The following is a 24,543-nucleotide window of genomic DNA, read 5'->3' on the forward strand; positions in this document are numbered from 1 at the left end:
ACGTCGACGGCCATCTGCATCACCTGCTCCTGGAACAGCGGCACGCCGAGGGTGCGGTCCAGGCTGCCGGCGAGGAGGGGATGGGCGTGCCCCCAGGGTTCGTCTCCGCGGCGGCGGCGAATGTAGGGGTGCACCGAGCCGCCTTGGATGGGGCCGGGGCGGATTAGGGCGACTTCGACGACGAGGTCGTAAAACTTCCGGGGCCGCAGCCGCGGCAGCGTGGCGAGCTGGGCGGGGGCTCGACCTGGAACACACCGACGGCATCGGCTTCGCAGAGCATGTCGTACACCGCCGGGTCAGCGAGGTCCACGTCACTCAAGTCGATGATCACCATGGACGGACCACCGGCCAAGACCTGGGTCACGGCCTCCTGGAGGTTGGGAGCGGTCGCCAGGTCCACGGCACCAGTCGCAGCGACGACGACGGCGCCCACGACCTGCCGAACCGACACCGACGGGACCGGGTCTTCCGTGAGTCCAGTCTGGTGAGGATCTGAAGGAGCCACCTGAACATGATGCACCCGGCCATGAGCTGCACAGAGCGGCGACCGGAGCCGTCCGGGTTCGCTGGGGCCGCGGTCGTGGGCCGCGGCCACGTCGGCGGCTGCTTGCGATCAGAGCCGTTCGACCCTGGTCGATATCTCGTGTCATCGCCATTCTCAGTGGACGCCGTTCGGCCATGTGGGTAACCCCCCGACCCGCCGCCGGTCGGCCAGGCCTGCCGGGTAGCACGGCGCGCCCGGCAGGCCGCCTTGCCGGTTTCACGCTTCGGATGCCGAGCGTTCGGCCGGCGTAGTCGGTCCGGTGTGGGGGCGACGCCTGGCGGCGTGTGCTGATTCTGCTGAGTGGATGAGTGGGGCGGGTGGCTGGATCACCCGAGATGACCGATTCGGAGGGCGTCGGACGTGAAGGGGTGGCGTGGCTCGTATGCGCGATGGTTCTTCACCGGACGATGTCGTGGCAAACCTGCGGTGGCGACCAGCCAGGAGTAGAGCGTCCACATCGGACACAACGTCGTCGACGTCGAGTTCTTCTTCGGATTTCCTGGCACCGCAGCCGCAGGCGGGCGGTGCTGGGGCAGGCCGACCGGATCCTGATCGACGTGGCGACCGAACTCACCGGAAGACGGTAAGCGGCGCGTCTGTCGGCGGCACATCGCCGGCCGGCCGCGACCCCGCCGACCCAGGTTTTAGAGCCGGCGGGGTCTAGGTCCGCGCGGATCTCGTACGAGTCGATCAGACCTAGCCCACCGTTACCCCCGTCGGGGCGCGTGGAAACCTGCCGCTCTCGTCGAGCAGCGGTGCCGGCGGCTAAGTTGTTTTCGGCGATGGTTGAGCAGGCAGCCGTCCTCCGCGCAACACCAGGGAGAACGGCATGACCGATGAGCAGGATTGGCAGCTCGAGAGACGAGCGTTCACCTCGGATGCCGACCGGACCCAGCCTGGCCCGGGACCGCTGGCCGAGCAGTTCGGCCAGCTGACGGTCACGTTGCTGGCCGCTCCCTCGGTCGAGGACGTGCTTCGGCGCGTGCTCGATGCCGCCACCGTGATGGTCCCGGCTGCAGACCTGGCCAGCTTCACCTTGCTCGACGACGCCGGCGGGTTCCACACCCCCGCGGCAACCGGCGACATCGCCACCGATCTGGACCTACTGCAGTACCGGTTCCGCGAAGGCCCGTGCGTCGAAGCCGCCGTCCCCAGTGGCCCCGCTGTCGCCCTGTGCCCCGACCTGGCCGACGAGCCACGCTGGCCGCGTTGGGCGCCGGCCGCGGTGGACCTTGGTGTCCGGTCCGTTGTCGCGACCGCCCTTATTCCAGGACCGCCTGCCGGACGCTCCATCGGAGCGCTCAACGTTTTCTCCCGGTCCGCCAACGGGCTGGACCGGGCTGATCGTGACGTCCTGCTGCTGCTGGCGACTCAAGCGTCGCTGGCCCTGGCCACGACCCACGCCGTCACGCGTGCCGAACTTCAGGCTGCGCATCTGCGCAAGGCGATCGAGAGCCGGGATGTGATCGGCCAGGCCAAGGGCATCATCATGGCCCGCCGCGGCGTCTCGGCCGAGGAAGCTTTCGACGTGCTACGGCGCACCTCCCAGGACCTGAACGTCAAGCTCGCCGAAGTCGCGTCGACGCTCGCCACCCGGCACACCGAAGTCGACTTGCCGGCCCACTGACGCGGCGTCGCCCGCCGAGGAAGAACATCGCAGCCACGGTCATGACCGCCGTGACCGCCGTGGCCGACCGGCGTAGTCGTACCCTGCCCAGTCGTTCCCGCGAGCGCGGCCACCGGCTGCTGCCTCGGTCGCGTCGGCTGATCAGGATGTGGCGATGGCGACCAGGCCACCGATGCCCGCTGCGTAGAGCACCAGGACGATCAGCGAGTCGACGCCGACGCCTGCGACCCGGCGTCGGGGGCGGAACAGCAGCCCGGCGGCGTAGACGAGGGTCAAGAGCGCGGCCAGGGCGGTGAGGTAAATGTCGGTGCGCTCGGCGTGCGGCAGGATCGCCTGGCCGGAAACCAGGGTCCCGACCAGGAACAGCACGGGCAGGAAGGCGTTGCCGCCGAAGATGTCGCTCACCGCGAGCTGGTAGTCCCGGTTGCGGACCGAGGTGATCCCGGTGGAGACCTCCGGCAATGACGTGGCGGCGGCGAGGACAGTGGCGCCGAACAGGACTCCGGACAGGCCGATGTGGTCGGCGATGGCATCGCCGCTGCGCTCGAGGAACACCCCGGCGACCAGTGTGACCACCGCCGCCACGCCGAAGATCACCGCTGATTTGGCCGTGCTGGTGCCTTTGTGGGTCGCCTGTTGTTCGACGTGGTGACGGCGGTGCCCGCGCGGCCGGTCCTGCCCGTCGGGTGCGTCGCCGTCCTCGTGCCACGGCAGCGACTTCCCGGCCCGCTGCAGGAGCAGCAGACCGACCACCCAGAGCACGGTGATCAGCACCGGCGCCGGTGTCAGCCGCCAGACGATCAGGGAGGCGGGCAGCTGGGTGCCGGCGATGACAACGGCGAGCACCGCCACGACCAGCGCCCCTTCGAGCACCAGCACGAGCGAGGCGGCCCGATAGGTCAGCGGTTTCCCGCCGCGGACCCCGAATCCGTCCAGCACGACCAGCACGACGGTCTGGATGGCGATGCCGCCGAGGATGTTGCCGACGGCGACGCCGACGTTGCCGGCTGCCGACGCGGAGACGACGATCGCGATCTCCGGCAGGTTCGTCGCCACGGCCAGCAGGACCAGGCCACCGAACGCCGAGCCTAGGTGCAGGCGGGTGGCCAGCACGTCGGTCTGGTTGGACAGCGAGATTCCGGCGACCCAAATCGCCGCGGCCGCCGCCACGAAGATCAAAAACAGCACCGCCAGCGGCAAGGACGACACGCACGGACCTCCACCACGTCACCGAGGCGACCCACCCGCTGGCTCGCCCACCCAGCCTCATCGTGCAGCGGGTTACCCGCCGGTCGATGAGGCCAACCGAGAAGTGATCTCGAACCTGCCGCAGCTTGGTGGCCGCCCGCCGTTCGGCGCTGCTCACGAGGCAAGTGGTGCAGCGTTGACTACCGGGCACCATCAAGCCGATGCAGTGCGCTCGGAGTTACACCCATCCGGGCGGTAACGCACGACGAATGCCCCGAGATACCCGAGGAGACAGCTGCGCAGTTCACGACCCGGTGCTCCTCGCCAGGAGACGCATCGAGGATGCTCGGCGGAACAGGACGGGCCCATGAGCACTGTCGCCGATCCCCACGAGCCCGCCCCCGGCGGGTCTCGGCCGGTGCCGGCCACCGGCGTGCTGATCCTGCGCGGCGCCGGGGACCTCACCGACACGCACGCCGCGGAGAAAATCGTGGCGCCGGCCTACACGGCCGATCCCGCCACCGCCCTCGTCGTGAATTTGGCCGCGGTGACCTACCTGACCATGGAAGCCGTTGTCCCGTTCGTCGAGCTGGCCCGCCGCTGCGCCGCAGGCGGAACCTCTTTGCGGGTGGTGGCTTCGGAGCCGGTCCGGCGCAAGCTGACGAGCCTGGGCCTGCACGCGACCTTGGAGCTGGAAACACCCCCCGCGGGTCCTGACCCGAGCTGAGCAACGCACCCATTAGGGCGTCGTCCACGCCCGCGTTTGGACCGATCCATCACCCGCATCGGTCACGCACCGTCACAGCAAGTCAACGCTGACGTGGTCGCGTCGAAAACGATGCGCATCGCGCGGATCCGGCGGGGTCAAGGCGGCGTGACCGCTGTAGAGACCTTGGGTCTTCGCGGTGCCGGGTGATACCAAGTGCTGGAATGAGCGCATGACGTCGTGGAGATCCCCGGACAATCCGGCCGACGAGCTAGCCCAGCTGCGGGACGCCTTGGATACGCAGCCGGTCATCGAGCAAGCCAAAGGGATGCTGATGCTGGTGCGCGGCTGGACCGCCGCGACCGCCTTCGCCGCGTTGCGCGCCATCTCCCAGCGCACCAATATCAAATTGCACGACGTCGCCGCGGTCGTGGTCACGGCCGGCAGCCGCGCCGAAACCGGCACCGTGGATGCGGAGACCTCCGCCGTGGTCCTCGACCAGCTGCGGCAGCACGTGCTCGGGTCGGCTTTCGACACCCCCATCCAGGAAGGTGAGCCCGAGGCCGGTTGAGCGCGTGGCCGGCTGGGCAGTATGGGTCTGGCCCGGTCAGTGCCTTGCGCGCCGTCCGGGTCGTGGCGCTTGGCCGCCGCATCCCGCCTCTGGCCGGGTGTGCGCGGTGCGGCGTCGCGGTTGAGACCACCAGCCGCCACCGAACCGGAGCAAGGTCTGCCCACCGGCAGCCCGGCACGGCGGGGAGGCAAATGTATCCGGCTCCCCGCGTCGACGAGGAGGCCACCACATGCCCGCTACCGCCACACCCCGCAGCCGCCGCGACATCGACGCCGTCCCTCTTGTGCGTACCCGCTTCACCGTGACCACGACGGCCGACGCGGCCACGGTCGCGGTCACCGGCGACCTGGACCTGTCGAGCATGGCTCGGCTGCAGGAACGGCTCGACGAGGAACTGGCCCTGCGGCCTGCCGCGCTGATCATCGACCTCACCGCGGTCGGGTTCTGCTCCTCCGGTGGACTGTCGGTCCTGGTCAACGCCGTGACCAGCGCGCACGCGCGCGGGATCGCCTGCGCGGTCATCGCCAATCAGCGCGCCGTGGTCCGCCCCATCAAACTGCTGTCCCTCGATCGCATCCTGCCGATCCACGCCGACCGGGCCGACGCCCAGGAGTGGTTGTCGCTGGTAGCACGCCTGCGCTGAGCGAAGCACCCCCAACGCAGGCAGCGGTGCGACAGCCTACCCGCTGCGGCGGTTCGATAGCGGCAGAACTCGTGGTTTAACCCGTCCGTAATCCGGGTACACGCGGCAGCGGAGTGGTTGCCGTGCTGGTTGGTGCCCGGAGAAGGGGACGAGCTGATGTCCAGGAGAGCGGGAACGAGCCGGTGAACGACGACGTCGCCGACCCCACCCAGATCGACGACGCCCTGCAGCTGACCGTGCGCGAGGAGACATCCTCGGAGGCGTTGGTGCTGGCCGTGGCAGGCGACGTCGATCTGCTCACCGCCGATCAGCTGCGCGATGCGGTCACCGCCGCCTTCGCTCAGCGACCCGCTGTGCTGGTGATCGACCTGACCGCGGTGACCTTCCTCGACTCCTCCGGCTTGTCGGTGCTGGCCCAAGCCCACGCCACCGGCGGGCAGGACACCACGGTGCGGGTCGTCACGGTTCCCGACAGCCTGGCCCATCGTGCGATCACCGTGACCGGGATGGCCCAGTTGCTCCCGGTCTTCACCAGCAGCGCGGACGCACTCGCCGCAGATCCACCGCGATGACCTGCTCCCCGGACAGCCCCGCCGACGACACCGCCACCGCGCCGGACCTGCTGCACGAGGACGTGCCTGCCGAACCGGCCCAGATCAGCCCGCTGCGCGACCTGCTCGCCGCCTGGGCCACCGGCACCGGACTGATCCCGGAACGAGTGCAAGATCTGCTGCTGGCGGTGTACGAGGCGATGGCCAACGTCGTCCTCCACGCCTATCCCGGTCGGATCGGCACCTTCACCCTGCACGCCCGCCACGTCGGCGACACCGTGACCGTCACCATCCGCGACTCCGGCCAGTGGCAACCGGTTCCCCGCTCCACCCTGCTGGGCGGCCGCGGGTTGCCGCTGATCCACACTCTGGCCGACCAAGCCCTGGTCGAAACGAGCGTCGCCGGCACCACCGTCACCATGACCTGGACGCGCGACGGCCGCTCTGCGGTGCCTGCCGCCGATTCTGTAGGTGGGTGAGCGGGTCGGCCTAGTCGGCGACGATGTGGGCGCGGAGCTGTTCGAGGGTCTTGGCCAGCAACCTGGAGACGTGCATCTGGGACACCCCGATCCGCTCCGCGATCTCGCGCTGGGGGAGTTCGTCGACGAACCGCATCGTGATGATCGCGCGTTCCCGGGCCGGCAACGTCGCCATCGCCGCCTGCAACGCGACGCGGTTGTCGAACCTGCTGAACCCGGATTCTTCGACCGCGAGCTGCTCGGCGACTGTGACCGTGTCTTCCATGCCGCGGACCGGTGCGTCGATCGAATGCGGGCGGTAAGCCTCCGCGGCCAGCAGCCCCTCCCGCACGAAGTCGACGCCCATCCCCAGGTACGCCGCCAGCTCGCTCGGCGTCGGCGCCCGACCCAGGTCGCGCGCGAGCGTGTCGGTCGCTTTGCTGAGCTTCTGCTGCAGATCCTTCAACCCGCGAGGAACGCGCATCGACCAGCCGGTGTCGCGGAAATGGCGCCGAACTTCACCCATGATGGTCGGCACCGCGAAGGACAGAAAATCCGCGGTCCGCTCGGGGTCGTAGCGGTCAACGGCCCGGATCAGACCGGTCCGGGCGACTTGCAGCAAGTCGTCGAACGGTTCGCCGCGGCCGCTGAAACGCCGGGCGATGTGTTCGGCCACCGGAAGGTGCTCGGTGATCAACCGCGCCCGCAGCTCGCTGCGGCGGGCGTCCTCGTCGCCGAGCCGGCTGCGTTCGGCGAACAGCGGAGCACAGTGGGCGTACTCGTCGAAACGGCGCTGGGGCGGCACGGTGGGTGTCGCGGCGGACGCGTTTCGTTCGGGCGCTTGGACAACCATGCGCACTTGGTACCCAATCGCTGACGAAACCACACGATCGGCTACTCCTTCGCGCAGGATTATGGCTCCACAAGGAAAGTTGAGTACGTTTGCCGCCGAGACCAGCTTCTGCATCGGCTGACCGGGAGGCCAGGCCGGGGCGCGATGCCGGCTACTTCAGCGGACCACCGCGGCATTGAGCGGTTTGGGGCGATTCCGGCGTACGAGATCAGACCGTGAGAATGCTGCATCGCGGGCTTGACGGTTGTACGGTCGGGTGCAGCGGTTCAGCCCGGTAGCCGCATTGCATCTCACCGGCCCGGCGACCCGGGTGAGGTGACACCTGAGCTGGCGCAGGCAGTGGGGTCTCACCATCGGTTCGAGGAGGCCATGCTCATGTCGTCGTCCGTGCCCCGGCCGCGAGATCCGCGACGCCTGCCACCGGCGTCGTTCGCGGTAACCCGGACACCACAGGCGAGCGTGGTCACCGCGTCGGGCGAGCTCGACTTGACCGTCACCGGGCAGTTCGCCGCCCTGCTGGCCGAGGAAGTGCACCGGCGGCCACTGGCGCTGATCTGCGACACCTCGGCGATCGAGTTCTGTGCTGCACGGGTGCTGACCATCTTGATCGACACCGTCGCTGATGCGGCCGTCGCGCGGGTGCCGTTCGCCGTGGCCGGCCGTTCACGAGCGCTGCTGCGGCCGATCACCGCGCTCGACTTGGAGCACGTGCTGCCCGTGCACTGCAGCGTCGCCGACGCTCTGAGCTGGGCGGCTCTCTCGGCCGGTCCATCGAGCCTGGATACCCCGCGGTAACACCCGGCCCTGACCCCCGGTCACGGTCCCGAAGTCTCGCAGTCGAGACGCCCCCACACGAGCTTGCCATCATCGTGGCGGCTCACGCCCCACGCGGCGCACACTGCATCAACCAGCAGCAAGCCACGGCCACCTCCGCGATGTGGGACTCGCAGAAGAGGCTCGCCGGTCCCGCGGTCGGCGACAGCCACGGTCACCTCGCACGGGCTGACCTGGTACCCGATTCGCAGCTGGTGCGGTCCACCGGCATGTCGGTAGGCGTTCTCCAGCAACTCGCCCACGACCAGCACCGTGTCGCATCGGGCAGCCTCGCTCAACGTCGGCAGCTGGGCATCAGCCCACCGGCGCGCGGCGGCTAGGCGCGAGACGTCCGCACCCGCCAGCTCTAGCACCCGCCAATGCTCCGGATCGCTGTCGGTCCAGCTCACACGCACGAGGCGACTCCTCCAACCGTGACACTTCGAGCCCACTTCAATTCCAGCCACTTGGTCAGGGCTACCCCGAGCACCCTCACTTACCCGTTCGACTGGTTGCGCAGAAACGGTAGCCGGGAGGAGTCATCGGTCAGGGCCGCCGACTGCCTCCGCGGGACCGTTTGAGCCGACTGCTCAAAGTGGGGGCGTGTCGGTCCGTCGGTCACCTCTCCGATACCGGTCTACTTGAGCGTGCCGGCCCCCGTGGTGCCTCGTGCTGCAGCCGAGGGAACACTCCGAACCTCGGCTCCATCCGAGCATCCGCTCGGTGGTACTTCGGAAGTGGGGAAGGTGAACTGATCTTGGGGTCACACCAGGATCAGGGACGTGATGCACAGAGGAACTGGATTACCGTCACGATCTCCGGAACAGTGACCGTGACGGCAACCCGGCTGGTGACCTTCGTGGTGCTGGTACTTCTAGGCATAGGAAACCTGTACCCGCACTGACCGGTCATCTCGCTGTGCGTTTGGCGGCGGGGTTCGTTCGCTGAAGCGAGCCCCGCCGTGCTCCACACTGACACTTTGCTGTTTTGACTCTTAAGTGTCAAAGGCACTGTAGCCCCGCTCATGATCGACTTCCGGCAAGCCGGCTCCGTCGGCGAGGCGTGCCGCTGCGGCCATGCCGCTGATCCAGTCCGGGCCGATCGTGACGGTTGAGAACCCCGCCCCAGTGGGTAGGTTATGGGCACTCGGGACGGGGTCTCGGGAATCGGGCGGCGGCCTGCCGGGATGACCCGCCTCACCGTCGGGGCGGTGCAGCGCAGTGAGGTCATCCCAGCAGGCCGCCGTCATCACTTCCGCGTTTCCTCACTCGCGCTGCAGCCGAGCGCCGCCACCGCACTGCATGGCGGCCCGAGAAAAGGCGGGTATCGCTGGTCCCTGCCGATGCGCGGGTACGGAGCAGAAGCGGCGCAGCCGATGAAGGCCGCGCCGCAGGCTCAGCCGCGTCGACGACCGAGCAGGCGCGCGGTGAGGCTCTGACTCAGCCCGACACCAACGCCGGTGAGAAGGGCGTAGCCGGCCGCACGCACGGTGTCCGGGCATCGCCGCCGTCGCGGAGGCGGGGCCGGAACGGGCTGGGTGAACACGCCGGTGGCGCTGTCGGGGCGGGCGAGCCGGTGGGTGGCGTGCGCGACGTCGGTCAAGCGGTCGGAGACGGGCTGGCCTTCCCAGGCCAGCACTTCCATCCGGCCGAGTTCGGCCAGTGCCGCAAGGCGGTGGTCGGCGGAGGCGACCAGCCAGCAGCATCGGCCCAGCGAGTCGTGAACGCGGCGCGCGTGCGCGAGCAGCGCGTCCTCGGCCGCGTCCGGGCTGGGCGTGACGGTCAGGGACGCCACGCGGTGCTCGGCGAGGATCGATGCGAGCGGATCGCCGGTCTCGCTGGTGGTGGCGAAGGCAGCAACAGCGTGATGGACCGGCCCGGCCGCGGTCAGCAGGGCCGCCAGGCCAAGAGCAGGGCGACCTCGCTGTCATCGGCGGGATGGGCCTCCAAGATCACTTGGATCCGGGCGAGGCGCTGCGGGCGCCGTGGCGTCGACAGCGCGCGCCGGCAGACCCACGGTCCGGCCCAGCCAAGGACCCGCCGCGGCTGGGAATCATCGACACTGACCGTGGTGGGCGGGTAGGTGAGTTCGCCACGGTCGGTGCAGCGGACGACGTCGCCGACCGGATCGAGCACCCGCACCGGTGTCGGCTCGGGTGGCACCAACGTGGGTGACGGGGCCGGCAGCCGGCCGGGCCACGGCTGGTCTGCGGTCGCCGGGGCGCGGGGTTCGCCCCACGGGACGAGCCGGACCCGCACACCGGGGTCACGACCACCGTCAAGCACTGGTGCGAGGACCGCGTCCGGGCCAAGGAGCCCCTGGATGCGGACCAGGGCACGGCCGGCGCGCTCGGCAGCGTCGGCGTCACGCCCCACCGACCCGAGCTGAAGCTGCAGCGCCTGGCCACCGACGACCTCCTCGGGCACCAGCTGCAGCCGGATGATCCCGGCGGTGGGCCGGGCCTCGCGGCGGGTGGTGAGCCAGCCCTCGCATTGCCACCGCACCCGGTCTGCCGTCGCGCGGGCAGTCAGCGGTTCGGCGCACCGCCACACCCGCACCCGCTCATCTCCGGCCTCGGTCGTTGCGACGATCGCCAGGCGGGTACAGGCCAGGCTGTGGCGGGCGAGGGCGGCGAAGAACCGCTCGCCGAGGTTCTTGGCGACGAACGCGGCCTCGTCGACCCGCTCCAGCGGATGCTCGAACTCCTCGAGGATCGACAACTCCGGCGGCAGAGCACGCCGCAGCGGCGGCCGCTGCGAGAGCCCACGGGCAAGCCGGTGAGCAGCGATCGCATCCTGCGGAAACCGGCCGGCGATGTCACGTTCGGCCAGCGCAGCAAAGGCACCGAGGGTCTTCAAGCCCAGGCGGCGCAGCAGCCCGACCAGCTCACTGCGGTCCTCGCCGGGCTGGTCCAGCTCAGTGATCGACAGCGGCGCCAGGAACGCCGCCGAGCCGCCCGGCGGGACGAGGACGGAGCGGCGGGTGGCGAGCGTCGCGGCGAACAACCCGTCGGCGATACCGACCTGACACTCCACCCCCGCACCCGCAGACACCTCGTCCAGCAGCAGCTCGGCGAGCGCTTCTTCCCCGCCGAAGTAGCCGGCCGCGCCGGTGACCGGGACTGCGACGATGCCGGGCCGGACCACTTCAATCCCGACGGCCTGAGCCTCGACCGCCGCGGCGACCGGCTCGAACAACCGCGCATCCCGCTCCGGATCGTGCTGGTGCACCACCAGCTCCGCACAACGGGACTGAGCGTCGCGGCGGCGCATCCCGCGCCCCACCCCATGCCGGCGGGCGGCAGCCGAGCACGCAACGACCCGGTTGGCCGAGAACACCGCTGCCGGCGTCAGCGGTGGCGTGCCGGCTGCGGCTCCGGCGGCGACGACCGGCCAGTCCGGGCACCACAGCACCAGCAGCCGCGGCGCGTCAGCGCTCATCCCGCGATCCCAGGCGACCATCGCGCGAGCCCCGCTGCCGCCCGTGCCTCCGGCTGGCCATCAGCCTGAGTGGAAGCTGGCCGCGGCGAGTGGTCACGAGGGCCTCGCCCCCGGGCGCCGTCAACTCGACTCAACTCCAGACCACATCGTGCGCGCTCCTGCCGGGGAGCGCGCCACCGAATGCTATCGAACGCTTGTTCGTATGCTGCGTCGGCAAGTCCGCGTTGTCAAGCCGAGGCGGCAACCGTCACCCGGTAGCGCCGGAGTCGTGCGGAGGGCGTTCGAGGTGGCACCGGGTGTCACCGGTTAGGGCGTTGACCAGCGCAGATCCGGCGAAGCTCGGCCGAACGGGTTACCGTCGAGTCAGCGCGATGGTGAATCGGGACGGAGGCTCCGCATGGCTCTGCGCGACTCCCTGTCCCGGATCCCGGAGTGGGTGGAATTGATGCTCGCCAAGGCCGACGGCGGCCGGCTACGGGCGGGCTCGGAGTGGGCGTACGAGTACAAGCTGGACGGCTACCGAGCCTGCATGCAGATCGCCGCGGACGGCACCACAGTCCTCACCAGCCGCAACGGTATCGACTTCACCCACGAGTTCGCCGACCTCGCCGGCGTCCTCGCTCCTGCACTCGAGGGCCGTCCGGCAGTGCTCGACGGGGAGATCGTCACCTACAACCAGAACGGCCAGATCGACTTCGGGCTGCTGCAGGAACGCCGCGGCCGCTACCAAACGCACCGCAGCTCACCCCGCCGCAACGAGCCGTTCGACGACGCCCCGGTCCGCTTCCTCGCCTTCGACCTGCTCCACCTCGGCGAGACCTCCCTGCTGCGCCAGCCCTACGAGCAACGCCGCGCCCAGCTGACGGCGCTACCGAAGCCGGACCCGTACCGAGTGTCGGTAGTGCGCGCATTCCACTTCACCGAGCTGGCCGCAGACCGCCGGACCCCGCAAGACCTGCTCGACCACGTCGCTGCCACCGGCCACGAGGGCCTGGTCGCGAAGCTGCTCAGCGCGCCGTACCTGCCGGGCAAACGCCCCGCTTATTGGCTCAAGCACGCCCTAATCCAGACCACCGAGGTCATCCTCTGCGGATGGCGACCTGGACAGAACCGGCTCTCCGGTTCGCTCGGCGGCCTGCTGTTGGGCGGCCACGACCCGGACACCGGCGAGCTGGTCTACATCGGCGACGTTGGCACTGGTTTCACCGAGGCCGCGCGCGCCCATCTGCTCACCCGGCTGGAAGCTCTCGAGCAGCGCCGGCACCCGTTCGCCGTGACCCCACCACGCGAAGACACCGCCCGCGCCCACTGGGTACAGCCCGAATTGGTCGGAGAGGTCGTCTACCGGCAGTTCACCCGCGGCGCCGGCCGGCTGCGCCACACCGCGTGGCGCGGCTTGCGCGAAGACCGCAAACCTGCCGACGTTCTCGCCCCACGCGCCCGCGAACGCGTTGATGCCGAAGCCGCCCCCGCACCCGGCCAGCGGCCGGCAGCGCGCGCACAAGAGCCAAGATCGGCTGCGGCTGCCTCGACGCCGTTGGGACCGAAAGTCACGGTGCAGGCCGGAAACCGGCGCCTGATCCTGTCCAACCTCAATAAACAGCTGTATCCATCGGGGTTCACCAAGGGCGAGGTGACTGTTGACCGGACTACGGCGCGACACACCGAGACAGCCTGTTCGCTTGGATGAGGCGAGTCGGTAGACCTCACTCACTTTGATCACGAAGGTGGGTGGGCGGTGCACGAGGATGTGCGAGACGTCGACGCGATCCGAGTTCTGGCTTCGGGCAGCGTCGTCGCTGACCGAGGACAGGTTCCGTGGCTGGTGGTTGACGACGACGGCTCGCCGGTTGAGCCGGTTCGCCGGTACCTGAACGACTTCGTAGCTCGTGGCGCGAGCAGTGCATCGGTGCGCAGCTACGCCTACGCGCTGCTGCGCTGGTGGCGCTGGCTACGCGCCGTAGACGTCGCCTGGCACCAGGCAACCCCGGCGGACGTCCGTGACCTGGTGCTTTGGCTCCAGCGAGCGCCCAAACCACGCTCAGCCGAGCGCACCGTGTCGGTGACGACGGCCGGCACGGTCAACCCAGTCACCCGCAAGAAGCACCTCGGCGACGGGTATGAGCCGCGCACGATCCGGCACTCGAACGCGGTTGTGCGGGCGTTCTACACCTACTGGACCGAAGACGTGCGCGACGGCCCGCTGATCAACCCGGTCCAGCTCGACCGCCGGCATCAGGAGCGCCGCCCGCACGCCCACCACGACCCGCTAGAGCCGTTCCGGCCTGAGGGCAAGCTCCGCTACAACCCGAAGGTGCCGAAGCGCCGACCACGGGAAATGCCCGACAGAGCCTGGAGTGACGTGTTTGCCAGGCTGACGTCAAATCGGGACCGCGCGCTGTTGTCGATGGACATCAGCTGCGCGGCCCGCGCCTCGGAGCTACTAGGCCTCTGCATGGACGACCTTGACTGGGGTGACCAGCTGGTGAGAGTGATCCGCAAGGGCACCCGGGCCGAGCAGTGGCTCCCGGCCAGCTCGGAGTCGTTCGTGTGGCTCCGCCTCTATCTGGCCGATCTGGGGCGACCGCTGGCACCGAACGCTCCGCTCTGGTGGACGCTGCGCCGCCGCGATCATGGCGACGGGCTGCGACGCCAGCCGATGAACTATGAGGCCTTGCGTGCGGTGCTGCGCCGGGTCAACGCCGCGCTCGGAACCAACTGGACGATGCACGATCTGCGGCACACCGCCTCGCTGCGGATGTCTCAGGACGAGAACCTGTCACTGAAGGACGTGCAGGTCATCCTCGGCCACGCCCACCTCTCGACCACCGCCGACATCTACACAGTCGAAGACGACCTCCACGTGGTCCGCCGAGTCCACCAACATCTCGCCGAACGCGAGAAGCGGAACCGGCAAACGCCTGCACCGGTCGCCGACGGCTACGACGGAGCCGATCTCGCCGTGCTCTTCGGAGAAGTTTGATGCCGACTTCCACCACCGAACTGGGCCAGCTTCCTCCTACGCGATCCACCCTCTACGGAGCCGCCAAGTACCGCCGGCACGACGACTTGCTCGATGTCCCCGTCGCGGGCGGAGAGCGCGACAGCTGGTCCGTCGATGCGGTCCTGGATCTCCTGCCCACGCTGCCGACCTGGCCTCGGCAAGCGCACCGCTGGTACCGCGATCGGCTACACGACGGGGCACGAGCCATCCTGGAATGGCTGAGTCACCAGCCCTGCGCAGGATGGCAAGATCGATGGCTGCGCTCCGGTGCCGATGAGGGACTGGCCTGGCTCGACCAGCTGGTAGCCACGACCGACGCCAGCGATCCACAGGCCCGGGTGGCAAGTCTGCGCATCGGGCTGAAGAGCCTGATGCTGTGCCGGATCGTCATGCCCAGCCACGAATTCCTCGACGCCTACCATTCCCAGTCGCTGCTGAGACACGCTCGGGAAGTGTTCCGCCCGGACCTGTTCGCCGGGCTCGAGGAACACGCGCACGAGCTGGACGTGGGCGAACGCCGACTCGCCCTGGCACTCAAGGCGATCACCCGGATCGTCTTGCACACTGGCCGTGACCTCGACCAGTTGACCGCCGAGGACGTGCTGGCGCTTCGCGCCTGCACCATCCGGCTGCGAGGCAAAACCGACCCCGGTGTGTCCCTGGCCTGGACGCTGCTGCGCCACGTCACCGACCTGGGGCCCCACCTGACGCTGCGCGAGGCAGTGCGGGTGGGACAGCGGCCCACGGCGGAACTGGTGGACAGCTACCGGATCCAAAGCCGCTCGGTGCGCGAGGTCCTCATCCGGTATCTGGACGAACGACGGGCCACCCTGGACTACAGCAGCCTCCGGGTCCTGATCGGCAAGCTGGTCGGCCGATTCTGGGCCGACGTCGAACACCACCATCCCGGAATCGACAGCCTCGAGCTGTCCGATGAGGTAGCCGAAGCTTGGAAGCAACGGCTCCGGACCGTCGCTGCCGCCGATGGCAGCACCCGTCCCCGTGCCGACTACTACGAGATCCTGACCATCGTCCGCGGATTCTACAAGGACCTCCACGAGTGGTCGCACGAAGATCCGTACTGGGCGACATGGGCCGTGCGCACCCCGATCCACCGGCGGGACACCGCCGGGTCGGTCAAGGCGAGGAAGAAGACCATAGCGACGATGCATCAGCGCACCCGGGAACGCCTACCGCATCTGGACGCCCTGGTCGCGACCGCCGAACGGCACAAGAACGAGCAGGCGGCGCTGCTGGCTGCCACCGACGCCGCGCAGATCGGCGAGACGTTCACCCACGCCGACCGCCGCTACCGCCGCATCGTGCCGCACGTCTACACCGATTCGTCAAACCGCAACCGGACACCACCGTCGCGGGTCCTCGACCTCGACACCGGCGCGACCACCGACGTCGGCAGGAACGAGCACAACGCCTTCATGGCGTGGGCCGTCATCGAAGTTCTGCGCCACACCGGCGTGCGGGTCGAGGAGCTGCTTGAGATCACTCACCTCGGACTGGTGTCCTACACCTTGCCCGACACCGGCGAAACCGTGCCGATGCTGCAGATCGTTCCCTCGAAGGTCAACGAGGAACGGCTGCTGCTGGTCAGCCCGGAACTGGCCAGCGTCCTGGCGCTAATCATCACCCGGCTACGCAGCCAGAACCGTGGCGCCATCCCGCTCACCGCCCGCTACGACCACCACGAACGCACCACGGGGCCGCCACTGCCGCACCTGCTCCAGCACCGCGTCGGCTGGAGCTGGGAGGTCCCCGGCGTCAACATGATCCAGAAGTGGCTCAGCTCCATCCTGACACTCACCGGCATCACCGACGCGGCAGGTGAGCCGCTGCGCTGCACGCCGCACGACTTTCGGCGGATGTTCGCCTCCGAAGCTGTCGGCATCGGTCTGCCGGTGCACATCATCGCGCGGCTGCTCGGCCACACCAACATCAACACCACCCAGGCGTACATGGCGATCTTCGACGAACAGCTCGTGCGCGCCTACCGAGCCTTCCTCGACCAGCGCCGCGCCCAACGCCCGGAGCCCGAATACCGCGAGCCCACCGACGAGGAGTGGCGCGAGTTCCAGCAGCACTTCCAACGCCGCAAACTGGCCCTCGGTGAATGCGGACGCCCCTACGGCACGCCGTGCAAGCACGAACACGCCTGCATCCGCTGCCCCAGCCTGCGTCTGACCCCCTCAGTCCGACCACGGTTGGTCGAGATCATCGCCAACCTCCGCGACCGGGTCCAGGAAGCCCAGCTCAACGGCTGGCTCGGCGAGGTCGCCGGCCTGCAGGCCAGCCTTAACGAAGCTGCCCGGAAGCTGACCAGCCTCGACCGAGCTCAAACACGCGGTCCTGCTGGCCCCGTCGACCTGGGTGTACCGACCATCGCCGACTCGCCGGCGTGAAAGCTGAGCAAGAGAGCCGAGTTCGGCCTCGGCGAGCCGGCACCTCCCCGGACGACAGTCACCCATGAGACCAAAGGTCGGAGCCAAGTCTGTCATGCTGATGAGCTGACGCAACTCGTGTCAAGAGTTGATCAAATGTTGCGTCTCAGTTGCGGGAAACGACTATGGATGGTGAAGGCGGAGTCCACGAAGGGAGCTGAAGTCGGTGGGTATCGAGGTTGTACTTGTCGCGTTGGTTGCGTGGGCAGTCGGCAAGGCCCGCAGAGCGGGGAAGCAACTAGACGGTGTTGTCGACGAGGTGATCGATGCGGGCGCGGCACGAGCGCGCGACAAGGTTCGGGACGTTGTGCTAGGCAAGCTCGAGTCTGACTCGGCAGTGCAAAAATTGAAATCGGAGGTAGTCGAAACAGGACAAGTGTCGGAGCGAACTCGTCGGCGGGTTGTCGACGCAGTAGAGAATGCCGCCGAGGAAGACGAAAGGTTCGCTGCGCAACTCCGTGCAGTGATCGACGAAGCGCAGAAACACCCCACGTTGATGGTCCTCCACAACGAAACTGCCGTCTCCGGGACGGCCACTGCCAGCGGTCAAGGCACTATCGCGATCGGCGCTGTGGGCCGAGACGCAAACGTCCAGCAGCCGCCGGACCCTCAGAGGCCGGGCCGGGTGTAGAGCAGCCCGCCACCGGTTCTACCACCGCTCAGCCCACTGGAGACCGCGAAAGTACCAGATCGAGCGCGACAAGTTCTTCGACTCCTTCTATGATTCGAGGACTCGCCGGTGCAATCGCCGTCGAAAGTGTCGCCGGGGATCTCAACATCAACAATTTTGCTAACCACAACACCACTGCGTCCGAGTTAGAGTCGGCGGCTGTTGTGGAGCGAGTGGATCCTGGGTGGGCCAGCCGATTGTTTGTCGGCCGAGTCGTAGAGGTGGATCGGCTCATAGATTTTCTCGCACCTCCCCGCGGGAGGCAGCAAGGTGCTGACGCCTTGGTCGTGTCAGCAGTTTCAGGAATGGGTGGAATTGGCAAGACCGCCTTGGTTCTCCACTGTGCTTCGATGGCGGCAGAGCGCGGCTGGTTTTCCGGAGGGGTGCTATCTGTCAATTTGCGGGGCTACGATTTAGCTTCCCGGCCGGTACATTCAAATCGGGTCTATTCCTCCATCTTAAGAGCCCTAAGGGTACCCGCCGACGATATACCCGCCACAGTGGATGAGCAAGCTACCGCATATCATTTACATCTTGACCAACTTGCCGAGCAAGGTGAGCGGGTACTCTTAGTTTTAGACAATGCAATCGATGTCGCCCAGTTGCGAGACCTTTTACCTCATAACCATGCACATCGGACTCTGGTTACAACGCGCGATGTCTTGGACCTTCCAGGGGGCAGTCGGATGATCCTCGGGGTTCTTTCGGAACGCGATGCAGTTGAGTTGTTAAATAAAAGTCTGTATACAGTAAACCCACGTGATACTCGACCCATCACTGAGCCGGTGGCTGCGTGGCGACTGATCAACCTATGCGGGCTTTTGCCGTTAGCCGTGAAAATCGCCGCAGCAATTCTTGGTGACGAGCCTGACCGCGAAATCGACAGTCTCTGCGAAGAGCTTGATGATACTAGCGAGCGCTTGCCCGTGCTGGAGTACGGCGGACCCGGCATTGCCGCAGTGATCGAACTTTCTCATGAGCGACTTAGCAAACGAAATAAGGATGCGGCTCTACTACTACCACTGCTGACCGTCAACCCCGGCCCTGATCTGTCTTCCGAAGCGGTGGCTGCACTCGCCGAAGTCACGCTAACTACCGCTGCGATAAGGCTTCGCACGCTAAGGTCTGCATCCCTTGTTCAGCGCACGCCGAGTGGTCGTTGGCAACTACACGATTTGGTAGCGGCCCATGCACGTAAAAAGCTCAACCCTCGCGAAAATGAGGTTGCAATTAGTCGGCTGATATCTTACTACGCCGAATTGACGGAGAGGGCCGATAAGCGACTGCGCGCTTCCGAGGACAGGAAAATTGAACGATCGGCAGATTACAAAGCAGCATCCGATGAGTTCAATGCGGAGCGTCCCAATCTTGTTGCCGTCGCCGAACTTGCGTGCAGTTCTAGATGTCACCAGCAAGCTTATAGTATCGGGATTAACCTTGCTAGATACCTCTCCAGATTTCGACACTTGAACGACTGGGTCGTAACTGCTAAATGTGCCGTTAATTCGTCAAGTGCCCTCGGACGATTCGCCATGGTGGCAAGCGCCAAGAACAATCTCGGGCTCGCGTTGCGCGAGTCGCGGAACTTCGAGGAAGCTATCGAAAATTTTGAACACTGCCTCATCCTCTACGGCATTCTAAATGATCGAGATGGCAAGAGTACTGTTATCTGCAATCTTGGGATCACTCTGTTTGACTTGCGCCGATTCGACAGTGCCATTGTCGTCCACCAGCGCGCGCTTGAACTATGTAGAGAGTTAAATGACCGTGACGGCGAAGCCATGGCATTGCATAACCTCGGCCTTGCCTTGAAAGAGGTTAGACGGTTCGACGAAGCCATCATCGCCCACCAGCAAGCCAAGGAAATCTTTCAAGACCTCGGTAGTCGGCGGGGTACGCGCGCGGCGTTGGGTGGCCTCGGGCTCGCGTTAAGGGAGGCAGGGCGGACCGCTGATGCACTGGCCGCACTCCAGTCCGCGGTCGACCTCTGTCAAGATCTTAATGATCGCCATAGTGAAGCCATGGCAACAGATGACCTCGGTGCGACGCTGCGCATCGCGGGTCGAAACGAGGAGGGCCTCTCTGTCCATCGACGAGCCGTCGACCTCTTCCTGGAGACTGAAGACGCCCACGGCGAGGCCAAGGCACTTGCCAACCTCGGGGTTGCACTGATTGAAAACGGCCAGGAAGACGAGGCTGTCGTTGCACTCGAGCGCGCCTGCATTATCTCCCGGACCATCGGCGACCGGTACAACGAAGCCCTGGCGTTCAACAACCTCGGAGTCGCGTTACGCAAGCTGGATCGAGCGGACGAGGCGGTCGCGGTGCTCGAACAGGCTCGTGATATATCTCAGACTATCGGTGACAAGTACAACGAAGCTTTGGCCTGGACCAACATCGGGTACACGCTGTCAGAGTCGAAACACGAAAATGAACGCATTGTGGCATTTCGAAATGCCTGCAGCCTTTTCGGGAAGTTGGGCGACCGCCGCAGTGAAGGCGCAATCTCGATGGACCTAGGCGAGGCACTTGCAAAAGCTGGGCGGGAATTGGAAGCATGCGCCGCTTTTGAAGTTTCCTGCGACTGCTACCGAGCACTAGGGGATCGCTGCCATGAAGGTGAATCGTTAAACAACATCGGTGTCATATTTTGGCGAATGAGGAGAGTTGACGAGGCTCTTCAAGCGTTTCAAAATGCTTGCGCCTGTTACCAGGAAATAGGTGATCGACATGGTGAAGGTCGCGCGTGGCGGGTCCTCGGACAGGCGCTGTGGGATTCAAATCGGCGCGAGGAGGCAAAGCAAGTTTTACGAATGGCTGTAACTGCATTCGAGGAGTCGAACGATCGCGAGCGCGCGACGGAGGCAAAGGAATTGCTTCAATCTTGAAGCCAGCCATTGAGGATACGCGGTTCTGATAGTGGCTTGCTGCGTGACATGCGCTCCGCATGTCACGCAGCCAAGCGCGCACTCAGGGATGGTGCGACTCGGTGAGATCGGTCGCCACGTGCACTACCGAGCTGGCCTGGCATTTCGATGGCTAGTCCAGTGAATGATCAACTATTACTCTCGCGTCGCCGAGGTGCTGCTGCCGCATCTCGCCGGCCGACCGGTGACCTTCATCCGGTGTCCCGACGGCGTCGGCGAGGGCAAGCAGCAGTTCTTCGAGAAGAACGTTCCGAACGGCGCCCCGGACTGGCTGCCCACCGTCGCCCTGCCCAGCGCCGGCTCCCGCTCCGGACGCGGCGAAGGCATCATTACCTACGCGCTGCTGGAGGAGCTTCCGGCGCTGGTGTGGGCAGCGAACATGGCCGCGCTCGAACTGCACGTCCCTCAGTGGCGGATCGATCCCGCTGGCGGGCGGCGCCCGCCAGACCGGCTGGTGTTCGATCTTGACCCTGGGGCTGGGACCTCGATTGTGGATTGCTGTTGGGTGGCCGAACGACTCCGCGACCTGCTCGACGCCGACGGACTTATTCCGTACGCCAAGACGTCTGGGTCGAAAGGGATGCAGCTATATGCCGCGATCACGACCGACGACCCGGCTGCGCCCTCGGCCTACGCCAAGAAGCTCGCCCAGCAGCTCGCCTGGGACACTCCGGACAAGGTCACTGCGGTCATGGCGAAGAACCAGCGCACCGGACGGGTGTTCATCGACTGGTCCCAGAACAACCCGGCCAAGACCACCATCGCCCCGTACTCCCTACGAGGCCGTGATCAACCCAACCCTTCGACACCGGTCACCTGGGCCGAAGTCGTGGGTTGTTCCCACGTCACCCAACTCGCTTTCACCGCCGATGAGGTCCTTGACCGGATCCAGCAGCACGGTGACCTTCTCGGGTCGCTCGACGACAGCAGGGCGTCGTTGCCCGAGCGCTGAACGCGATGCGCGCGCACTGCAGCCGTCGTAGAGGTAGGGCTCGGCGGCGCATCGGGGGGCGTTGCGCCGCCGAGCCAAACTGCCAGCGATCGGGACGGCCGGGGGGCGTGCCGGACCGATCACCTCAGCATCAGACAAGAGGGGTGGCCGCGGCCGGCATGACGTCCCGGACCGGAGTTCACCGAGTCGAGTGACGCGCCGGTGCCCGGAACTCGGCAGGGCACCGGCCCCCCGACCCTGCCGAGGTGCCGGATACCGACTGGCTGCTTCTAGCGCGTCGAGAGGCCGAATCGGTGTCACCGCCTGGTCACCTCCCCCGAACGAGGCCGGAGAAACCACTCGGCAGGGCCTGTCCGAATGGCTCTGCGCCCCTTGGTCAAGCCGTGCACTTCGCGCTGACGGACTCGGCTTCGGCGGCCTGCTGCCGGGCGGCGGCGCGGGCACGCGCGTGCGCGGCGCGGGCCTTGCTGGCGTACACGCACGTCATGACCAGGGTGCGCATGTCGTCGGCGAGTCCGGGCCACAACTGGTGCGCGGTCTGGATGGCTTCGACGATGGCGGGGTGGTCGGCGCTGGGGTTCTTCAGCAGCGTCCCGCACACGGTGAACACGGCCTTGTGGGCGTGCTGCGTCTGGGCGTTGAGCCACCGCAGGCTGTTAAGCGCGTCGGCGACGCGCGGCGGGGCCTCGCGAAGCATGACCGTCACGTCGTTCACCTCGGTCACGGCGACGGCCCTGCGCGTCTGGCTCGACCAGACGCACCGGTTGAACAGATCGCGCTCGGCGTTGCCGTAGCTGTCCCACTCGGCGTGGACGTTGCGCACGGCGGCGAGGACGTCGCCGCTGATCGCGGCGTCGGTGTTGAGCAGCGTCGCGCACGCGCTGAGGATCGCGGGCGGGTTTTCGCCGCTGTCGGTAAAGATCTTCCGCAACTGGGCGAGCGCGGACCGGTCGCGCGGCGGCTGCGCCTGCAAGTCCTGCACAATGCGCGTGATGCTCTTGCGGTGCTTGGGGTGAATGGTCGAAACCATGATATCCAACTTTCCTGTATCGAATTTGTCGAGGCTCTCGGGTTTGCCCTCCCGATTGCCTTGCAATTCCTATGGTACCGTCCGACTTGACGTATTTCCACTTGAAATGCGAAGCCGGAGAACCTATTTTCCCTTATTTGAAGAGATGAAATTTGAGCTACCTCGAATTTCCTAAGCAAGCTGTTTAAGTGGTTCTGTGTGGCCGACATGGACTAGTGTCCGCCTAGTGCGGCTGGCTGGTGCGGTGAAGGTAACCTTCTGCTGAGTGGGTGGTGGGTGGCCCCGAAGCAACCAGGGTAGGCCCCCGGCCTGCCCTTAACGCCTGACTAAGGGGAGTAGGGGCCCCGAATGCAAGGGTGGGGCCCCAGATTATTTTTGGCCACGCTTTTCGGTCAAAAATAATCTGGGGTGCCCTTGTATTTGGGGGGACGACCGATACAATTTCGGGGCCGCCCACCACCCGCGGACGTAACGAGAACACGGGAAGGTTCCTGTCATCGTTGTGCTCTAGAAGCGGATGACTGGCCGGCTAGGACGGACCTTCGACCCGTCAGTGAAGTCGTCGTTCACCTGCGGGTATGCTGCTGGCAGCGCTCCGTGGGCTCGTATCGGCCTTGTGGCGGAGTGTCAGCGGGCCGCCGCGAGTTTTGCCACTCGCCACTTCGGTGGCGTGGCCCTCCGGGGCTGCTGCGGCGGTACCGCGCCCTTCTCCTTGCTCACCAGCTGGCGGCGTGAACACGGTCGACGCTGCCGGCTCGTCCCGTCGACGGCGTGAACGCCGCGCCGCCAATGCGGCGTGGTGGCGGGTAGGCTGGTGGATAGAACCGCAGCCTTCCCCGCGCGGGAGGTGCCTCATGGTTGAACGTCATACGACAGGCTCTGGTCGGAAGCGCCGGTCGTCGGCGACGCTGGCGAGGCTGGAGGAGGCGCGGCGTCGCCGCGCCGAGCAGCTGGAGCGCGAGCGCGAGAACGAGCGGCGAGTTGATGCGGCACTGGGACCGTTCGCGGAGGCGGTGACCGCGATCGAGGCAGTGGAGCGCTGGCGTGAGGACCGGATCGGCGCGCTGAGTGCGCAGCTGGATCGGAAGCTGGCCGAGCTGGACCGGCAGCGCGCGGCGCGGGTCACGGAGTTCGAGCGATCAGCCGATCAGGTCCGCGCGGATGCGGAGATGGAGATCGGCGAGTGGCGCGCGGTGATGGCGAAGTCGGTCGCGGAGATCCGCGCAGCGGACGTCGGCGCAGCGGCGACGGCGGCGCTGCTGGGGATCTCGGCGAAGGTGGTCACCGCGTTGTCGCGTAGCGCCGTCGCGTCGGACATGAGCGGGAGGCAGAGCGAGGGCGCAGGCGGCGTCTCGGCGTCGGCTGTGGACGAAGCGGACCTGGTGCCGGGACCAGGTGGTCGGCCGTTGCAGGTGCCGTTGGTGGAACCGGAGCCTGAGGCGAGGATCCCAGCGGAGTAGCCGCTGTTCAGTGGGACGCGGCTTGCTGCTGGGCGAGGCGTCGGGCGTGGCGGGCGAGGGTGGCGCGTTTGCGGCGCTGGTAGTAGGTGATTATCGCGGCGATGCCGCAGCAGAACGCGATCCCGAACGCCCACTGGCTGGCGGTGCCGCCGTTCTCGGCGCCGGGGAAGTTCCCGAGGAACAGGTAGCCGGGCAGGGTGATGGCGCCGAGGATGGCGCCGCGGCGGTAGCGGTGCGCGAGTTTCGGCTTGATGCGGTCGCGGCTGAGGTAGGCCACGACGCACCCGAGCAGCGCACCGAACAGGAGCGCGCCGGGCAGCGCGAGCAGGCCGGCGGGGTCGGTGAAGGGGGTGACGAGGAGTCCGATGTAGCCGAAGGGTTGAATGCCGAGGTAGAAGCCGGTGCCTCCGGCGAGGACGAGCCCGGGGATCGTGACGCCGTAACGAATGCTCATGCTTCGAGCGTAAAGCGATTCTCCCACCCCAAAGGGTGATTTCCGGACCAGGGCGCCCAGTTGCCGCTCGCGCTCGCTGCGGCTGTTCGTCTTCGTGCTGAGTGCCGTGGTGGACGTGGTGTTGTGGGTGATGGGCATTGTGGCCTCCGGAACGTCGTGGCGTGACATGAGAAAGGCCGGGGCCAGCCGTCAGGCTGTC

The 24,543-nt window shown here is 66.9% G+C and carries 20 protein-coding genes and 2 pseudogenes; 14 read left to right on the forward strand and 8 right to left on the reverse strand.

Annotated elements, in window-relative coordinates; translation table 11 throughout:
• Nucleotides 1-595: pseudogene (locus C2L59_RS12645) on the reverse strand (STAS domain-containing protein); the annotation flags it as partial.
• Between the two features lie 778 nt (nt 596-1,373).
• Here C2L59_RS12645 and C2L59_RS12650 point away from each other — a divergent pair.
• A complete protein-coding gene (locus C2L59_RS12650; protein ID WP_103349717.1) occupies nt 1,374-2,171 on the forward strand; it encodes a GAF and ANTAR domain-containing protein in 798 nt (265 codons plus the stop codon).
• Between the two features lie 141 nt (nt 2,172-2,312).
• Here the strand turns inward: C2L59_RS12650 and C2L59_RS12655 are convergent, their stop codons facing one another.
• Nucleotides 2,313-3,380: a sodium:calcium antiporter gene (locus C2L59_RS12655; protein ID WP_103349718.1), complete on the reverse strand. Its 1,068-nt coding sequence runs from the start codon at nt 3,378-3,380 to the stop codon at nt 2,313-2,315.
• A gap of 346 nt (nt 3,381-3,726) precedes the next feature.
• Between C2L59_RS12655 and C2L59_RS12660 the strand changes: the two genes are divergently transcribed.
• The 5 genes from C2L59_RS12660 to C2L59_RS12680 all read left to right on the forward strand — a co-directional run bounded on the left by C2L59_RS12660 (nt 3,727) and on the right by C2L59_RS12680 (nt 6,309).
• A complete protein-coding gene (locus tag C2L59_RS12660) occupies nt 3,727-4,086 on the forward strand; it encodes an anti-sigma factor antagonist (RefSeq protein ID WP_146060341.1) in 360 nt (119 codons plus the stop codon).
• Nucleotides 4,087-4,297: 211 nt separating this feature from the next.
• On the forward strand, nt 4,298-4,636 hold the full coding sequence (locus C2L59_RS12665) for an ANTAR domain-containing protein (RefSeq protein ID WP_103349720.1): 339 nt from the start codon (nt 4,298-4,300) through the stop codon (nt 4,634-4,636).
• A gap of 229 nt (nt 4,637-4,865) precedes the next feature.
• Nucleotides 4,866-5,279: an STAS domain-containing protein gene (locus C2L59_RS12670; protein ID WP_103349721.1), complete on the forward strand. Its 414-nt coding sequence runs from the start codon at nt 4,866-4,868 to the stop codon at nt 5,277-5,279.
• 182 nt (nt 5,280-5,461) lie between these two features.
• Entirely contained in the window at nt 5,462-5,851 is a 390-nt protein-coding gene (locus tag C2L59_RS12675; protein WP_158263060.1) for an STAS domain-containing protein, read from the forward strand.
• The gene (locus C2L59_RS12680; protein WP_103349723.1) at nt 5,848-6,309 is read left to right on the forward strand and encodes an ATP-binding protein; all 462 of its coding nucleotides are present in this window, start codon (nt 5,848-5,850) and stop codon (nt 6,307-6,309) included. Before C2L59_RS12675 ends, C2L59_RS12680 begins: the two co-directional genes overlap by 4 nt.
• A 10-nt stretch (nt 6,310-6,319) precedes the next feature.
• Here C2L59_RS12680 and C2L59_RS12685 read toward each other — a convergent pair whose 3' ends face one another.
• Nucleotides 6,320-7,141, reverse strand: coding sequence for a SigB/SigF/SigG family RNA polymerase sigma factor (locus C2L59_RS12685; protein WP_103349724.1), 822 nt, complete (start codon nt 7,139-7,141; stop codon nt 6,320-6,322).
• Between the two features lie 375 nt (nt 7,142-7,516).
• Here C2L59_RS12685 and C2L59_RS12690 point away from each other — a divergent pair, with 375 nt between their 5' ends.
• Nucleotides 7,517-7,936, forward strand: coding sequence for an STAS domain-containing protein (locus C2L59_RS12690; RefSeq protein WP_146060342.1), 420 nt, complete (start codon nt 7,517-7,519; stop codon nt 7,934-7,936).
• A gap of 20 nt (nt 7,937-7,956) precedes the next feature.
• Here C2L59_RS12690 and C2L59_RS12695 read toward each other — a convergent pair whose 3' ends face one another.
• From C2L59_RS12695 to C2L59_RS12705, 3 genes are all read right to left on the reverse strand, one after another.
• Nucleotides 7,957-8,421, reverse strand: a complete 465-nt coding sequence (locus C2L59_RS12695) for an ATP-binding protein (RefSeq protein ID WP_370444734.1) — start codon at nt 8,419-8,421, stop codon at nt 7,957-7,959.
• A gap of 928 nt (nt 8,422-9,349) precedes the next feature.
• Nucleotides 9,350-9,748, reverse strand: a complete 399-nt coding sequence (locus C2L59_RS12700; RefSeq protein WP_103349727.1) for a hypothetical protein — start codon at nt 9,746-9,748, stop codon at nt 9,350-9,352.
• Nucleotides 9,749-9,840: 92 nt separating this feature from the next.
• Nucleotides 9,841-11,394: a DNA polymerase Y family protein gene (locus tag C2L59_RS12705; RefSeq protein ID WP_103349903.1), complete on the reverse strand. Its 1,554-nt coding sequence runs from the start codon at nt 11,392-11,394 to the stop codon at nt 9,841-9,843.
• A gap of 397 nt (nt 11,395-11,791) precedes the next feature.
• Between C2L59_RS12705 and ligD (C2L59_RS12710) the strand changes: the two are divergent.
• The 6 genes and pseudogenes from ligD (C2L59_RS12710) to ligD (C2L59_RS12750) form a co-directional block, all read left to right on the forward strand.
• A pseudogene (ligD, locus tag C2L59_RS12710) lies at nt 11,792-13,030 on the forward strand (non-homologous end-joining DNA ligase); the annotation flags it as partial.
• A gap of 102 nt (nt 13,031-13,132) precedes the next feature.
• Nucleotides 13,133-14,377, forward strand: coding sequence for a site-specific integrase (locus C2L59_RS12715; protein ID WP_103349729.1), 1,245 nt, complete (start codon nt 13,133-13,135; stop codon nt 14,375-14,377).
• Nucleotides 14,377-16,812 (forward strand): site-specific integrase, encoded by a 2,436-nt coding sequence (locus C2L59_RS12720; protein WP_103349730.1) that lies wholly within the window; start codon nt 14,377-14,379, stop codon nt 16,810-16,812. The genes C2L59_RS12715 and C2L59_RS12720 overlap by 1 nt, the downstream gene beginning before the upstream one ends.
• 205 nt (nt 16,813-17,017) lie before the next feature.
• Nucleotides 17,018-17,482, forward strand: coding sequence for a chromosome partitioning protein (locus C2L59_RS47025; RefSeq protein WP_146060343.1), 465 nt, complete (start codon nt 17,018-17,020; stop codon nt 17,480-17,482).
• 89 nt (nt 17,483-17,571) lie between these two features.
• The gene (locus tag C2L59_RS47030) at nt 17,572-20,409 is read left to right on the forward strand and encodes a tetratricopeptide repeat protein (RefSeq protein WP_146060344.1); all 2,838 of its coding nucleotides are present in this window, start codon (nt 17,572-17,574) and stop codon (nt 20,407-20,409) included.
• A gap of 163 nt (nt 20,410-20,572) precedes the next feature.
• A complete protein-coding gene (gene ligD, locus C2L59_RS12750; RefSeq protein ID WP_103349731.1) occupies nt 20,573-21,400 on the forward strand; it encodes a non-homologous end-joining DNA ligase in 828 nt (275 codons plus the stop codon).
• A gap of 376 nt (nt 21,401-21,776) precedes the next feature.
• Here the strand turns inward: ligD (C2L59_RS12750) and C2L59_RS12755 are convergent, their stop codons facing one another.
• A complete protein-coding gene (locus tag C2L59_RS12755) occupies nt 21,777-22,430 on the reverse strand; it encodes a hypothetical protein (protein ID WP_103349732.1) in 654 nt (217 codons plus the stop codon).
• A gap of 731 nt (nt 22,431-23,161) precedes the next feature.
• Between C2L59_RS12755 and C2L59_RS12760 the strand changes: the two genes are divergently transcribed.
• Nucleotides 23,162-23,890 (forward strand): hypothetical protein, encoded by a 729-nt coding sequence (locus tag C2L59_RS12760; protein WP_146060345.1) that lies wholly within the window; start codon nt 23,162-23,164, stop codon nt 23,888-23,890.
• Between the two features lie 7 nt (nt 23,891-23,897).
• Here C2L59_RS12760 and C2L59_RS12765 read toward each other — a convergent pair whose 3' ends face one another.
• A complete protein-coding gene (locus C2L59_RS12765; protein WP_103349734.1) occupies nt 23,898-24,344 on the reverse strand; it encodes a hypothetical protein in 447 nt (148 codons plus the stop codon).
• Nucleotides 24,345-24,543 lie beyond the last annotated feature (199 nt).

This window comes from Amycolatopsis sp. CA-128772 (genome assembly GCF_002904295.1).
Lineage (GTDB): Bacteria > Actinomycetota > Actinomycetes > Mycobacteriales > Pseudonocardiaceae > Amycolatopsis.

Bases quoted from the DNA above. Each gene is read 5' to 3' on its own strand.
- C2L59_RS12650 (WP_103349717.1), top strand. From the start codon at position 1,374: ATGACCGATGAGCAGGATTGGCAGCTCGAGAGACGAGCGTTCACCTCG.
- ligD (WP_103349731.1), top strand. From the start codon at position 20,573: ATGATCAACTATTACTCTCGCGTCGCCGAGGTGCTGCTGCCGCATCTC.
- C2L59_RS12755 (WP_103349732.1), bottom strand. From the start codon at position 22,430: ATGGTTTCGACCATTCACCCCAAGCACCGCAAGAGCATCACGCGCATT.
- C2L59_RS12720 (WP_103349730.1), top strand. From the start codon at position 14,377: ATGCCGACTTCCACCACCGAACTGGGCCAGCTTCCTCCTACGCGATCC.
- C2L59_RS12680 (WP_103349723.1), top strand. From the start codon at position 5,848: ATGACCTGCTCCCCGGACAGCCCCGCCGACGACACCGCCACCGCGCCG.
- C2L59_RS12690 (WP_146060342.1), top strand. From the start codon at position 7,517: ATGTCGTCGTCCGTGCCCCGGCCGCGAGATCCGCGACGCCTGCCACCG.
- C2L59_RS47030 (WP_146060344.1), top strand. From the start codon at position 17,572: ATGATTCGAGGACTCGCCGGTGCAATCGCCGTCGAAAGTGTCGCCGGG.
- C2L59_RS12705 (WP_103349903.1), bottom strand. From the start codon at position 11,394: ATGAGCGCTGACGCGCCGCGGCTGCTGGTGCTGTGGTGCCCGGACTGG.
- C2L59_RS12685 (WP_103349724.1), bottom strand. From the start codon at position 7,141: ATGGTTGTCCAAGCGCCCGAACGAAACGCGTCCGCCGCGACACCCACC.
- C2L59_RS12660 (WP_146060341.1), top strand. From the start codon at position 3,727: ATGAGCACTGTCGCCGATCCCCACGAGCCCGCCCCCGGCGGGTCTCGG.
- C2L59_RS12665 (WP_103349720.1), top strand. From the start codon at position 4,298: ATGACGTCGTGGAGATCCCCGGACAATCCGGCCGACGAGCTAGCCCAG.
- C2L59_RS12765 (WP_103349734.1), bottom strand. From the start codon at position 24,344: ATGAGCATTCGTTACGGCGTCACGATCCCCGGGCTCGTCCTCGCCGGA.
- C2L59_RS12670 (WP_103349721.1), top strand. From the start codon at position 4,866: ATGCCCGCTACCGCCACACCCCGCAGCCGCCGCGACATCGACGCCGTC.